Source organism: Pseudomonas sp. KB-10 (assembly GCF_018221585.1).
Taxonomy (GTDB): Bacteria; Pseudomonadota; Gammaproteobacteria; order Pseudomonadales; family Pseudomonadaceae; genus Aquipseudomonas; species Aquipseudomonas yangonensis.
The window spans coordinates 539580-551687 of the sequence record NZ_QYYB01000001.1 but is presented as its reverse complement, the minus strand read 5'-3'; the positions used below and the strand labels follow the sequence as shown (position 1 = coordinate 551687).

General features: G+C 64.4%; 14 protein-coding genes and 1 other RNA gene. 9 read left to right on the top strand and 6 right to left on the bottom strand.

Features of this window, described 5'->3' with window-relative positions:
- Positions 1-416 precede the first annotated feature (416 nt).
- Positions 417-575 carry a DUF3309 family protein gene (locus DXK50_RS02455; RefSeq protein WP_161865703.1) on the top strand — a complete coding sequence of 53 codons (159 nt, stop codon included), beginning with the start codon at positions 417-419 and terminating at the stop codon, positions 573-575.
- Between the two features lie 109 nt (positions 576-684).
- Here DXK50_RS02455 and DXK50_RS02450 read toward each other — a convergent pair whose 3' ends face one another.
- Positions 685-1665 carry an NADPH:quinone oxidoreductase family protein gene (locus tag DXK50_RS02450; protein WP_212629225.1) on the bottom strand — a complete coding sequence of 327 codons (981 nt, stop codon included), beginning with the start codon at positions 1663-1665 and terminating at the stop codon, positions 685-687.
- A gap of 155 nt (positions 1666-1820) precedes the next feature.
- On the opposite strand from DXK50_RS02450, the gene DXK50_RS02445 reads away from it, so the two are divergent.
- A complete protein-coding gene (locus DXK50_RS02445; protein ID WP_212629224.1) occupies positions 1821-2225 on the top strand; it encodes a flagellar basal body-associated FliL family protein in 405 nt (134 codons plus the stop codon).
- A gap of 94 nt (positions 2226-2319) precedes the next feature.
- Here the strand turns inward: DXK50_RS02445 and DXK50_RS02440 are convergent, their stop codons facing one another.
- A complete protein-coding gene (locus DXK50_RS02440; RefSeq protein ID WP_212629223.1) occupies positions 2320-2769 on the bottom strand; it encodes an EVE domain-containing protein in 450 nt (149 codons plus the stop codon).
- Between the two features lie 195 nt (positions 2770-2964).
- Between DXK50_RS02440 and DXK50_RS25115 the strand changes: the two genes are divergently transcribed.
- Positions 2965-3096 carry a hypothetical protein gene (locus DXK50_RS25115; RefSeq protein ID WP_013713530.1) on the top strand — a complete coding sequence of 44 codons (132 nt, stop codon included), beginning with the start codon at positions 2965-2967 and terminating at the stop codon, positions 3094-3096.
- A gap of 54 nt (positions 3097-3150) precedes the next feature.
- Here DXK50_RS25115 and DXK50_RS02435 read toward each other — a convergent pair whose 3' ends face one another.
- The 4 genes from DXK50_RS02435 to DXK50_RS02420 form a co-directional block, all read right to left on the bottom strand.
- Positions 3151-3747 (bottom strand): 5-formyltetrahydrofolate cyclo-ligase, encoded by a 597-nt coding sequence (locus DXK50_RS02435; protein WP_212629222.1) that lies wholly within the window; start codon positions 3745-3747, stop codon positions 3151-3153.
- Positions 3748-3796: 49 nt separating this feature from the next.
- Positions 3797-3975: non-coding RNA, 6S RNA (gene ssrS / locus DXK50_RS02430), on the bottom strand.
- A 67-nt stretch (positions 3976-4042) separates the two neighbouring features.
- Positions 4043-4348 (bottom strand): cell division protein ZapA, encoded by a 306-nt coding sequence (locus tag DXK50_RS02425; RefSeq protein WP_024306451.1) that lies wholly within the window; start codon positions 4346-4348, stop codon positions 4043-4045.
- Positions 4345-4554, bottom strand: coding sequence for a TIGR02449 family protein (locus DXK50_RS02420; RefSeq protein ID WP_013713533.1), 210 nt, complete (start codon positions 4552-4554; stop codon positions 4345-4347). The genes DXK50_RS02425 and DXK50_RS02420 overlap by 4 nt, the downstream gene beginning before the upstream one ends.
- A 192-nt stretch (positions 4555-4746) precedes the next feature.
- Here DXK50_RS02420 and DXK50_RS02415 point away from each other — a divergent pair, with 192 nt between their 5' ends.
- The 6 genes from DXK50_RS02415 to DXK50_RS02390 all read left to right on the top strand — a co-directional run bounded on the left by DXK50_RS02415 (position 4747) and on the right by DXK50_RS02390 (position 12034).
- Entirely contained in the window at positions 4747-5301 is a 555-nt protein-coding gene (locus tag DXK50_RS02415) for a YecA/YgfB family protein (protein ID WP_212629221.1), read from the top strand.
- A 19-nt stretch (positions 5302-5320) separates the two neighbouring features.
- Positions 5321-6655, top strand: coding sequence for a Xaa-Pro aminopeptidase (pepP, locus tag DXK50_RS02410; protein WP_161865708.1), 1335 nt, complete (start codon positions 5321-5323; stop codon positions 6653-6655).
- A 4-nt stretch (positions 6656-6659) separates the two neighbouring features.
- Positions 6660-7844, top strand: coding sequence for a 2-octaprenyl-6-methoxyphenyl hydroxylase (gene ubiH, locus DXK50_RS02405; RefSeq protein ID WP_212629220.1), 1185 nt, complete (start codon positions 6660-6662; stop codon positions 7842-7844).
- Positions 7845-7860: 16 nt separating this feature from the next.
- On the top strand, positions 7861-9078 hold the full coding sequence (locus DXK50_RS02400) for a 2-octaprenyl-3-methyl-6-methoxy-1,4-benzoquinol hydroxylase (protein WP_212629219.1): 1218 nt from the start codon (positions 7861-7863) through the stop codon (positions 9076-9078).
- Between the two features lie 206 nt (positions 9079-9284).
- A complete protein-coding gene (locus DXK50_RS02395; protein ID WP_161865711.1) occupies positions 9285-10286 on the top strand; it encodes an extracellular solute-binding protein in 1002 nt (333 codons plus the stop codon).
- Between the two features lie 131 nt (positions 10287-10417).
- A complete protein-coding gene (locus DXK50_RS02390; RefSeq protein WP_212629218.1) occupies positions 10418-12034 on the top strand; it encodes an ABC transporter permease in 1617 nt (538 codons plus the stop codon).
- The last annotated feature ends 74 nt before the right edge of the window (positions 12035-12108 follow it).

Genomic DNA, 12108 nt, shown 5'->3' with positions numbered 1-12108 from the left:
TCAACCGGCCCCAGGCCGCGCACACGCTCAACGGCGCAGCCCGAACTTACCGGTCAAGGACGCCGGGGTAAACCCTGAATTTCCGGGGCGCTGGCTGCGCTGCGACGAAACAGCGGGGGAGTGGTCGCAGCTTGGCTGCTGGTGATAAGGGCCGCGTGGGCTGATGGCGCTGCGCATATCCATCGTGCGCCGTCGCATTGCCGGCCTTCGCGGCGCATCGCTGATGCGATAGTTGGCACTTTCCGCTGCGCTGCCTGGTCGTAAATGGTGAGGGAACGGCAATGTGCCGAGAGCACTGCCAGACGCTGGCTTCGCCGCAGCGTTATGCCCTGCATCCGAACGGCAGCCTGAACCGGGTAGCCGTTTCCAGGCGTGCCGCGCCATGTGGTCCGCCATCGATATGCGAGGAGATTGTCATGGGCTTGGGAACCATACTGCTGATCATTCTGATCCTGTTGCTGATCGGCGCCATCCCGGCGTGGCCGCATAGCCGCAGCTGGGGCTACGGGCCAACTGGTGGTCTGGGGCTGGTGCTGGTCATAGTCTTGGTACTGCTATTGCTCGGTTACATATGACCCAGCGCCTGCGTCGACGGCGCAGGCATTAGCCGTCAGCGATCGGCGCTGACGGCGAAGCGTCGGGGCGGCAACCTTTCCATTCGTTTCAGACGCCGCCCCATGCGCTTTAGCGCACCTGTACCACCAGCTTGCCCACCGCCTTGCGCTGGCCGAGAGCATTAATCGCTTCACCGCCACGCTCCAGCGGGAAGGTTTGCGACACCAGCGGTTTGAGTTTGCCTTCGGCATGCCATGCGAACAGTTGCTGGAAGTTCTCGGCGTTATCCTGCGGCTGACGTTGGGCGAAGGAGCCCCAGAACACGCCGACCAGTGATGCGCCTTTGAGCAGTGGCAGGTTAGCCGGCAGCGCCGGAATGCCACCGCCAGCGGCGAAGCCCACTACCAGGAAGCGGCCATTCCAGCCGATGCTGCGGAAGGCTTCCTCGAACAGCGCGCCGCCTACCGGATCGTAGATCACGTCGACACCCTGGCCGCCAGTGAGCTTCTTCACTTCGTCCTTCAGACTTTGTTCGCTGTAATTGATCAGCTCGTCGGCGCCGGCTTTGCGCGCCACTTCCAGTTTCTCGGCACTGCTTGCTGCAGCAATCACTTTCGCGCCCATGGCCTTGCCGATTTCCACCGCCGCCAGACCGACGCCGCCGGAGGCGCCGAGCACCAGCAGGGTTTCACCCGGTTGCAGGTTGGCGCGCTGCTTGAGGGCATGCATCGACGTGCCGTAGGTCATGCCGAAGGCCGCCGCCATGGTCAGGTCCATGCTCCGGGGCACCGGCAATACGTTGTAGGCCGGCACGGCGACCTCTTCGGCGAAGCCGCCCCAGCCGGTCAGTGCCATCACCCGGTCACCGGGGCGCAGATGGCTGACCTTCTCGCCCACGGCCTTGACCACGCCGGCTACCTCGCCACCCGGGGCGAAGGGGAAGGGTGGTTTGAACTGATATTTGCCTTCGATGATCAGGGTGTCGGGGAAGTTGACCCCGGCGGCCTGCACCTCGATCAGCACCTCGTTTTTCTTGGGCTCGGGGCTCGGCAGGTCTTCCAGTACCAGGGTTTCGGCGGGGCCGAAGGCTTTGCACAGCAGGGCTTTCATGAAGGTCATTCCTCTTGCAGGGTGCCATGCAGTGTAGAAAGCGACCGTCGGGGGTCAACGAGCATGCCGATGCCTGATAGGTCGGCATAAGCGCCGGGCTTGGGTGCTGGCCTGTGGATGGCTATGCTAGGCACATCCCCGATGGAGTGCCGAACGTGAAACTGTTGACCGCCCTGCTGCTGAGCCTGTCGATCTGCCTGCCTGCCCTGGCCTCTTCGGAAAAGAAGGAAGAGGCGCCCACGACGATCTATCACAACCTGTTTCCGGCGCTGATCGGCAATCTGGCGGATCAGGGCAACCGCCTCAAGTTCTTCAAGGCCGACGTGTCGCTGCGGGTCACCGGCACCGAGGCCGAGGAGAAACTCAAGCAGCACGAACCGCTGATTCGCCATCAGCTGGTGATGCTGTTCTCGGCACAGACCAGCGAGACCATCAATGCCCCCGACGGTCGTGAGAACCTGCGTCTGGAAGCGTTGAAGAAAGTGCAGGACGCGATCAACGGCGAGGAGGGCAAGCCCATCGTCGAAGACCTGTTATTCAACAATCTGATCATTCAGTAGCCAGGCGCGGGTTCAGCCAAGGGGCAGCATGCGCTTCGGCGCCGATCTGGTGCCGGCAGTCGGCTTAAAGGGCACTGGTGACTGCATGCGTCGCTCAACGCATGGTGAGAATCGCCTGCCACTGGGCTTCGCTGACCGGCATCACCGACAGGCGACTGCCGCGTTGAACCAATGCCAGGTCGGCGAGTAGCGGGTTGTTCTTCAGGTGCTGCAGGGGCAGCACCTCGTCGAAGGCCTCGACGAACTCCACATCCAGGGCGCTCCAGGGGTTCTTCTCGGCGCTGGCCTTGGGATCGTGGTAATGGCTTTGCGGGTCCAGCGCGGCGGGGTCCGGATAAACTTCGCCAGCGATGCGCGCAATACCGGCGATGCCGGGTTGCGGGCAACTGGAGTGATAGAAGAAGAACAGATCGCCCGGTTTCATCGCCCGCATGAAATTGCGCGCCTGGTAATTACGCACGCCATCCCAGCGCGTTTTGCCGAGTCGCTGCAGGTCGTGGATCGATAGTTCGTCGGGTTCGGACTTCATCAACCAATAAGGCATGAACTTTGCTCCTGCAGGTCTGTCCGTAAGCGGACGCTCGTTTGGGTAGATATCTCCGACAGTCGGTTGGCGCCGGAAATTGCGTAGCGCTTTTTACTGGCGGAAAATGCCCGGCTAAACGCCTGGCGCCGTTCTGTTGCACACAACAATAACGCTCGACCAACGCGCGCATTGCCTTGAAGGGGGAGGCAATAGATGAAACGCAAGCCAGATCTTTTGTGGGTTCTCGTCGTACTGTTCAGCCTGGGTGTGGTTACCACCGGTTACACCCAGAGTCTGTGGGAGCGCCAGAGCGACGCTCCGATCAATGTAACGCAGCAGCCCTGATTCGCCGGCTGCCAGCGTAAGCGCCGCAGGGAGTGCGGCGCTGCATCGCTCGCCTCAATACCACGCCTTGTCCGTCACCGTCGCCTGCAAGGGCACGTCCCAGCTGGCCATCGCCAATTCGTCCACGCGCTGACATTCATGTGCCAGGCCCAGCAGCGTCGGCATGTGCCAATTTTTGCGCCTATGCAGATAAGCCAGGCTGCGGTCATAGAAGCCGCCCCCCATGCCCAGGCGACCGCCGCGATCATCGAAGCCCACCAAAGGCAGCAGCACCAGATTCAGCGCCCAGACCTTGCGTTGACGTTTGGGCTGCGGACGCGGCTCAAGGATGCGAAAGCGATTGCCCGCCAACTTCTCGTGCCGAGTGACGCGCTGAAACACCATCTTGGTGCGTGGCCAGGCGCTGAGCACCGGCAAGTAGGTGTGCTTGCCGCTTTTCTGCGCGGCAGCCAGCAACGGGCGCGGATCGATTTCGCCATCGTTGGGCAGGTACAGCGCGATATGCCTGGCGCGACGAAACGCCGGGCTCTGCACCAGTTGCCGGTACAGATTGCGCGCGGCAATACGTTGCTGGCTGCGGCTGAGTGCGCGTCGACGTTGGCGCAGCACACGGCGCAGTTGCGGGCGACTGAGGGGGGCAGAAGTGGTCATGAAAGAGGGATCGAGCGAGACAGGTAGCGGTGGCTACAGGGGGAGATGATGACTTCCCGGCGTGCCGCTGTCGGTTTAGCCCTTGAACCCGAAAGTTCAAGGTGGAGGTTGCAGGAGGCGTTAAGGCTTTCCGTCAGGCGGACATGCACACCGGCCCCAACGTGCAACCCCCGTGGTTGTGCGTATCGGCTCAGGGACATCACCGACTGGCGCACACACCAGGAAGTTGCGCCCAGTATACCCCAATAGAGACGCTGAGGGGCGGCCCGCGACGAACAGGCGGGCATGCTGCTGATCAGGACGCCGAGTCGTCGGCCAGTGCCTGGTCGACGCGATCGAGCAGATCGCGCACCTGCTGGCGGGTGGAGCTGGCGTCCTGGTCCAGACGCTGCTGCTTGTGCAGCAGGTCGTGGGTGATGTTCAGCGCCGCCATCACGGCCACGCGGTCGGCACCGATCACTTTGCCGCTGGTACGGATCTCGCGCATCTTGCCATCCAGGTAGCGGGCAGCGCTTTCCAGGTTGGCGCGTTCGTCCTGCGGGCAGGCGATGCAATATTCTTTGTCCAGAATGTGGACGGTCACGGTGTTCGACTGGGTCATGAGTCCTGCTCCAGGGCTTTGAGGCGCGAAATCATCGATTCGACCTTGTGCCGGGCCAATTCGTTCTTTTCGATCAGATGGGCGCGTTCCTCGCGCCAGGCCTGTTCATTCGCCAGCAGGAGTCGGTTGTGAGCCTTCAGCTGCTCGACACGCTGGATCAGCAGCTCCAGCTTGGCGGTCAATGCGTGCAGTTCGGCGTCTTCCATGGGCTCTCGCTATGGGAGGGAATGGCTGGACTATATAGGCTTGTCCCGGTCATGGGTCAAACCATGCTTGGCAGTGGTGTGATGCACGTGGCGGCATCACACCGGCGGCCTCGGATGGTCTTGGCGCGCCTGCCGGTGCTAGGATACGAGGCCTCCATTCTAGAGATTGCGCCGCCTGGCGCCTAGCTATCTATGTCGATTCCAAGCTCTCCTTACGCCGCCTTCGCCGCTCTGTTGAACAGCGCCGGGTATTCCGTTTCTCCTGCCGAACTGCATGGCCTGTTACTCGGCCGTAGCTGCGCCGGCGCCGGCTTCGACGCCGATGCCTGGCTGCTCGACGCTGCCGACCTGCTCGGCGGTGAGCCGCAGGACAACGTGCGTCAGGCGCTGATCGGCTTGCAGGAGATGGTCAAGGGCGAGCTGTGCAGCGAGGACATCACCGTAGTGCTGCTGTTGCCCGATGACGAAACCCCGCTGGCGCAGCGCGCAGCCGCGCTGGGTCAATGGTGCCAGGGCTTTCTGGCAGGCTTCGGCCTGACCGCCCGCGACGGCGCACTGAGCGCCGAGGCCATGGAAGTGTTGCGGGATCTCTCTGCCATCGCCCAGGTACAGAGCGCCCTGGAAGAGTCCGAAGATGGCGAGAGCGACTACATGGAGGTCATGGAGTACCTGCGCGTGGCGCCCCTGCTGCTGTTCACCGAGTGTGCCAAGCCCGCCGCGCCTGCCGCCAAACCCTCCCTGCACTGATTGCCCGTCGGAGCCTGCCTTGATCAGCATCCCCAAGTCCGAATATGCCCGTCGGCGCAAGGCGCTGATGGCGCAGATGGAACCCAACAGCATTGCCATCCTGCCGGCTGCGCCGGTGTACATCCGCAACCGCGACGTCGAGCACGTCTACCGCCAGGACAGCGATTTCCAGTACCTCACCGGCTTTCCCGAGCCGGAGGCGGTGATGGCGCTGATTCCCGGTCGTGAGCATGGCGAGTACGTGCTGTTCTGCCGCGAGCGCGATCCCGAGCGCGAGCTGTGGGACGGCCTGCGGGCCGGCCAGGACGGAGCGATCAGCAAGTTCGGCGCCGACGATGCCTTTCCCATCGGCGATATCGACGACATCCTCCCCGGGCTGATCGAAGGCCGCGAGCGCGTCTACTACGCCATCGGTTTCAACCAGGAGTTCGACCATCGGCTGATGGAGTGGGTCAAGCACATCCGCGCCAAGGCGCGTCAGGGCGCCACGCCGCCGAACGAGTTCGTCGCCCTCGATCATCTGCTGCACGACATGCGCCTGTACAAGTCGGCCGCCGAGGTGAAGGTGATGAAGGAGGCCGCTGAGATCAGCGCGCGCGCGCACATTCGCGCCATGCAGGCCAGCCGCGCCGGTCTGTTCGAATACCACCTGGAAGCCGAGCTGGATTACGAGTTTCGCAAGGGCGGGGCGAAGATGCCGGCCTACGGCAGCATCGTCGCAGCCGGCAGAAACGCCTGCATCCTGCACTATCGCGAGAACGATGCGCCGCTCAAGGACGGCGACCTGGTACTGATCGACGCCGGCTGCGAGATCGACTGCTATGCCAGCGACATCACCCGCACCTTCCCCGTCAGCGGCAAGTTTTCGCCTGAACAGAAGGCTATCTACGAACTGGTGCTGGCCTCGCAGGAGGCGGCGTTCAAGGAGATCGCCCCGGGCAAGCACTGGAACGAAGCCCACGAAGCCACCGTACGGGTGATCACCGCCGGGCTGGTGGAGCTGGGACTGCTAAGCGGGGATGTCGACGAGCTGATCGCCACTGAGGCCTACAAACCTTTCTATATGCACCGCGCCGGCCACTGGCTGGGCATGGACGTGCACGATGTCGGCGACTACAAGGTCGGCGGTGAATGGCGCGTGCTCGAGCCGGGCATGGCAATGACCGTCGAGCCTGGCATCTATATCGCTCCCGACAACGACAAGGTCGCCAGGAAATGGCGCGGCATCGGTGTGCGCATCGAGGATGACGTGGTGGTGACCAAGAAGGGCTGCGAGATTCTCACTGGCGGTGTGCCCAAGACGGTCGCCGAGATCGAGGCATTGATGGCTGCCGCGCGCACCGAGGCGGCCTGAGCCCATGTCCCGCGTGAACCTGGCGATCATTGGTGGCGGGTTGGTGGGCGCCAGCCTGGCGCTGGCCCTGCAGGACACTGCGCGTCAGCGCGGCTGGCGCATCGCCCTGATCGAACCCTTCGCCCCGGGCAGTGATTACCAGCCCAGCTATGATGCCCGCTCCACCGCGCTGTCCTATGGCAGCCGGCTGATCTACGAACGCCTCGGCCTGTGGCAGAGCATCGCCCAGCGGGCCGAGCCGATTCAGCAGATTCATGTGTCCGACCGCGGCCGCTTTGGCGCCACGCGTTTGCAGGCCATCGAAGAAGGTGTGCCGGCGCTCGGTTATGTGGTGGAAAACGCCTGGATCGGCCATTGCCTGTGGCAGGCGCTGGATCAGGAGCTGATCGAATGGCGTTGCCCGGCCGAGGTGGTCGGCATGCAGCGTCTCGACGACGGTTATCGCCTGACCCTGAATGACGAAACCTCCCTCGACTGCGATCTGGCTGTGCTCGCCGACGGCGGGCGTTCCGCTCTGCGTGAACAGCTCGGCATCAACGTCAGCAGCAAGCCCTATGGGCAGAGCGCACTGATCGCCAACGTCAGCCCGCTGGAGGCGCATCGTGGTCAGGCCTTCGAGCGCTTCACCGATGACGGCCCGATGGCCATGCTGCCGCTGGAAGGTAACCGCTGCGCGCTGGTCTGGACGCGCAGCAACGCCGATGCCGAGCGCCTGTTGCGCGTCAGCGAGGCACAGTTTCTCAGCGAACTGCAGCAGGCCTTCGGCTATCGTCTGGGCGCCTTGCAGCAGGTCGGTGCACGGCACCTCTACCCGCTCAGCCTGGTCGAGGCGCAGGAGCAGGTGCGCGCGCATCTGGTGGTGCTGGGCAATGCCGCGCACAGCCTGCACCCCATCGCAGGCCAGGGCTACAACCTGTCGCTGCGCGATACCCTGGCGCTGGCTGAAGTATTGATCGCCAGCGCGGCGCCACTGGGCGATTTCGCCACGCTGCAGCGCTATCGGCAGCGCCAGCAGCTCGATCAGCAAATGACCGTCGGTTTCTCCGACCAGGTGACGCGTCTGTTCAGCAACGCCCAGCCGCTGCTGGCCGCCGGGCGCAATCTGGGCTTGCTCGGCCTCGACCTGTTGCCGCCGGCAAAGCGCTGGTTCGCCCGGCAGGCAATGGGCATGGGCACGCGAAGTCTGTGACAGCCAAGGAATGAATATGCGAGCGGATCTGATCATCGTCGGCGCCGGAATGGTCGGCAGCACCCTGGCCCTGGCGCTCGAGCACAGCGGCCTGGATATCCTGGTGGTCGACGGCGGCCCGCTCAGCGTATCGCCCTTTGCGGCGCAGGCGCCGTTCGAGGCGCGTGTCAGCGCCCTGTCGATGGCCAGCCAGCGCATCCTCGAGCGCCTCGGCGCCTGGCCAGGTATCGTCGCACGGCGCGCCTGCCCTTATGGCGAGATGCGCGTATGGGACGGCTCCGGGACCGGCAGCATCCACTTCGCTGCCGCCAGCGTGCATGCCGAGACGCTGGGGCACATCGTCGAGAACCGCGTGGTGCAGGATGCCCTGCTCGAGCGCCTGCACGACAGCCAGATCGGCCTGTTGCCGGGCGCACGCCTGGAGCAGTTGCGCCGCAGCGGTGACGACTGGCTGCTGACCCTCACCGACGGTCGTCAGCTGCGCGCGCCGCTGTTGGTGGCAGCCGATGGCGGCAACTCCGCGGTGCGGCGTCTGGCCGGCTGCGCCACCCGTGAATGGGATTATCTGCATCACGCCATCGTCACCAGCGTACGCTGCGAGCACCCGCACCAGGCCACGGCCTGGCAGCGCTTCACCGATGACGGCCCGCTGGCTTTCCTGCCACTGGCGGGGCCGGCTGGCGAGCACTGGTGTTCGATCGTCTGGTCCACCGTGCCGGTCGAGGCCGAGCGGCTGATGGCGCTGGACGATGAGGCCTTCTGCGCCGAGCTTGGCAAGGCCTTCGAGCATCGCCTCGGCAAGGTGCTGCATGCCGACCGCCGCCTGTGCATCCCGTTGCGCCAGCGTCATGCCAAACGTTATGTGGAGCCGGGGCTGGCGCTGATCGGCGATGCCGCGCACACCATCCACCCGCTGGCGGGGCAGGGCGTCAACCTGGGTTTGCTCGATGCCGCGGTGCTCGCCGAGGTGTTGCTGCACGCCGTCGAGCGTGGCGAGAGCCTGAGCGAAGAGCGCGTGCTGAGCCGTTTCGAACGTCGGCGCATGCCGCACAACCTGGCGATGATGGCGGCGATGGAAGGCTTCCAGCGTATGTTCCAGGCCGACCCGCTGCCGTTGCGCCTGTTGCGCAACATCGGGCTCGATCTGGTCGACGGCCAGGCCGAAGCCAAGGCGCTGTTCGTGCGTCAGGCCCTCGGGCTGTCGGGCGACCTGCCGGAGTTGGCGAAGGCCTGAGCCAGCGCTTGAGCCATGGGCACGGGCAATCGCGCGGCTGTCAGGATGCCCGTGCGTCGCGGTGTTCCTGGCCGGTTCGCTGGCCATCCACAGGCCTGAAAATGCCTTGTAACAACTGGCCAGCATTACGTGCGCGGTTTCGTTGAGAAGGCAAATAACATTCACTAGTATTCAGCCACTTTGCTCACCCACAAGAGGCTGGTCCCATGAAGGCTCGCAACGCGCTGCTCGCTGCATTCACCCTCAGTACCCTGGCAACTGCTGTCCAGGCTGCCGATGAGGTGGTGGTCTACTCGTCGCGCATCGATGAACTGATCAAGCCGGTGTTCGACGCCTACACCGCCAAGACCGGCGTGAAGGTCAAGTTCATTACCGACAAGGAAGCGCCGCTGATGCAGCGGATCAAGGCCGAGGGCGAGAATGCCGTGGCCGACATGCTGATTACCGTCGATGCCGGCAACCTCTGGCAGGCCGAGCAGATGGGCATCCTGCAGCCGACCCAGTCCGATGTTATCAAGGCCAACATCCCCGCTCAGTATCGCTCCAGCACCGACAGCTGGACCGGCCTGTCGCTGCGTGCGCGAACCATTTTTTACTCTACCGAGCGCGTCAAGCCGCAAGAGCTGTCCACCTACGAAGCGCTGGCCGACAAGAACTGGGAAGGCCGCCTGTGCCTGCGCACCAGCAAGAAGGTCTACAACCAGTCGCTGACCGCCACCCTGATCGAAACCCACGGCGCCGAGAAGACCGAGGAGATCATCAAGGGCTGGGTCAACAACCTGGCCACCGACGTGTTCCCGGACGATACCGCTCTGCTGCAGGCCATCGATGCTGGTCAGTGTGACGTGGGCATCACCAACACCTACTACTATGGCCGCCTGCACAAGGAGCAGCCGGACCTGAAGGTCAAGCCGTTCTGGCCGAACCAGAACGACCGCGGCGTGCACGTCAACCTGGCCGGTGCCGGCGTGACCAAGCACGCCCCGCACGCCGAGCAGGCCAAGAAACTGCTGGAGTGGATGACCACCCCGGAAGCGCAAAGCATCTTCGCCGGCGTCAACCAGGAGTTCCCGGCCAACCCGGCGGTCGCTCCGTCTGACGAAGTGGCCGCCTGGGGTACCTTCAAGGCTGACTCCATCGCTACCGAAGTGGCCGGCAAGCGCCAGGCCGAGGCCACCATGCTGATGGATCGCGCCGGCTGGCAGTGAAGCGGCTGCAGGCCACAAGCTTTAAGCCTGAAGCCTGAAGCCTGAAGCTTGCAGCTTGCAGCCTCCGGCTGTTTTACTTCGACGCCCCGCCTAGCCGGGGCGTTGTCTTTTTCCGGAATCGAGGAATCCGCGTGCCGCATCCCGTCCAGCGTCGCTGGTATCCCATCGTCCTAGCCGTCGCCGCCCTGGTGTTGATGCCGCTGTCGGTCTTGCTGCTGAGCTGGCATGAGGTCGATCAGCAGATCTGGACGCACTTGTGGCAGACGCAGATGGCGCGGCTGATCGGCAACACGGTGACCCTGGTGCTTGGTGTTGGTGTGGGCGTGACGCTGCTTGGCGTCAGCCTGGCCTGGCTAACCAGTCTCTGCGAGTTCCCCGGTCGGCGCTGGCTGGACTGGGCACTGATGCTGCCCTTCGCCATTCCCGCCTACGTGCTGGCGTTCGTCTTCGTCGGCCTGCTGGATTTCGCCGGTCCGGTGCAGACGCTGCTGCGTGAGTGGTTCGGCAGCGGCTTTCGGTTGCCCCGCGTACGCTCCACCGGCGGGGTGATCATCGTCCTGGTGCTGGTGTTCTACCCCTATGTCTACCTGCTCGCCCGCGGCGCGTTCCTGGCGCAGGGCAAGGGCTTGATGGAGGCGGCGCGGGTGCTCGGGCAGAGCCCCTGGCAGGCCTTCTGGCGCGTGGCGTTGCCGATGGCGCGCCCGGCTATCGGCGCCGGCCTGGCGCTGGCGATCATGGAAACCCTGGCCGACTTCGGCGCGGTAGCGGTGTTCAACTTCGATACCTTCACCACCGCGATCTACAAGACCTGGTACAGCTTCTACAGCCTGACCAGCGCAACCCAGCTGGCCAGCCTGCTGCTGCTGGCCGTGGCCCTGGTGCTCTACGGCGAGCGTCGCGCCCGCGGCGCAGCGCGGCCGGCCAACGAGCGCCCACGTGGCAAGGCCTTGTATCACCTGCACGGCTGGAAGGCTTTCGCCGCCAGCGCCTGGTGCGGCCTGGTGTTCGCCTGCGCCTTCGTCATTCCGTTGCTGCAGTTGCTGATCTGGTTCTGGCAGCGCGGTCGCTTCGATCTCGACGAACGTTATGCCGGGCTGATCCTGCACACCCTCTACCTGGGCGGCATGGCGGCTTTGATCACAGTCGGCGTGGCCATGCTGCTGGCGTTCGCCCGTCGTCAGGCGCCGACGCGGGGGGTGCGGCTTGGCGTGGCACTGGGCAACCTGGGCTATGCCTTGCCGGGTTCGGTGCTGGCGGTGGCGATCATGCTGGCGTTCAGCTTTCTCGATCGCGAGCTGGTGATACCGCTGTCCAGCGCATTGGGCGGTGCCGGCAAGCCGCTACTGCTGGGCAGCCTGTCGGCGCTGCTGGTGGCCTATCTGATCCGCTTCATGGCGGTCGCCTACGGGCCACTGGAAACCAGCCTCGCACGAATCCGCCCGTCGCTGCCGGAGGCCTCGCGCAGCCTGGGCGTTGGCGGCTTTGGCCTGTTCTTCAAGGTGTATCTGCCGTTGCTGCTGCCGGGCACCCTGTCGGCCGCGTTGCTGGTATTCGTCGATGTGCTCAAGGAGATGCCGGCGACCCTGCTGATGCGGCCATTCGGCTGGGACACGCTGTCGGTACGCGTATTCGAGATGACCAGCGAAGGTGAGTGGGCACGCGCTGCGTTGCCGGCCCTGACCCTGGTGCTGGTCGGTCTGCTGCCGGTGATCCTGCTGATCCGCCGATCGGCCCGCAGTTTCGCTTGAAAGCCTCTGGTTCCGGCTCTGGGCTGACACAGATCAAGGCTGGGAGCACTGCGCGACCTTTGGTCAGATGACCC